Origin of the sequence: Achromobacter sp. GbtcB20 (genome assembly GCF_019091095.1) — a bacterium.
GTDB classification, from domain to species: Bacteria; Pseudomonadota; Gammaproteobacteria; order Burkholderiales; family Burkholderiaceae_B; genus Achromobacter; species Achromobacter mucicolens.
In genome coordinates this window covers 1-717 of record NZ_JAGXJZ010000106.1, presented here as the reverse complement: position 1 = coordinate 717, position 717 = coordinate 1, and the positions used below count along the sequence as shown (strand labels likewise).

The 717-nt window shown below is 70.4% G+C and carries 1 protein-coding gene; it reads right to left on the bottom strand.

The features are described 5' to 3' along the window. Positions 1-717 (bottom strand): GGDEF domain-containing protein (locus KVT32_RS28015; RefSeq protein WP_217619186.1); only part of this gene is annotated, 717 nt, incomplete at both ends.

Genomic DNA, 717 nt, shown 5'->3' with positions numbered 1-717 from the left:
CGCGCTTGACGGCGTACAGCTCGTCGTCGGCGCCGCCGAGCAGGGCCTCGAAGCCGGCCGGCGGATGCTGGTGCCGCGCGGGCGCGCACGCCACGCCAAAACTCGCCGTCGCGCACACCCGCGCGCCGCCCGGGAGCGGACAGGTGGCCCTGGCGAAGGCTTCGCGGATGCGCTCGGCCAGCGCCTGCGCGCCCGCGAGTTCGGTCTGCGGCAGGACCACCAGGAACTCCTCGCCGCCATAGCGGATGACGCTGTCGACGGTCTCGCGCGTCATCGTGCGCAGCAAAGCGGCGAATGCGCACAGCACCCGGTCGCCGGCGGCGTGGCCGTGGGTATCGTTGATGCGCTTGAAATGGTCGATGTCGCACAGGATCACCGACAAGGCGCTGCCGTAGCGGCGGGCGCGGGCCAGCTCCTTGTCGAGCAGGCCATCCTGGAGGACGCGCCGGTTGAGGCAGCCGGTCAGGGGATCGCGGTCGGCCAGCTCCTGCAGCAGCATGGTGGAGCGGAACTGCTCGCGCTGCGCAAGCTGCAGGCGCCGCGCGGCGATATAACCCAAACCGTTTCCGAGGCCCAGCAGCAGGAGCAGCGACACCAGGTCTTCCGGCGTCAGGGCGCCCTCGACCAGCAGCATCGCGGCAAAGGCCAGGCTGGCGCCGCAGCCGATCGCGACCGCATACACGAAGCGGTTCGGAAAGACGATATAGACCGCCATCA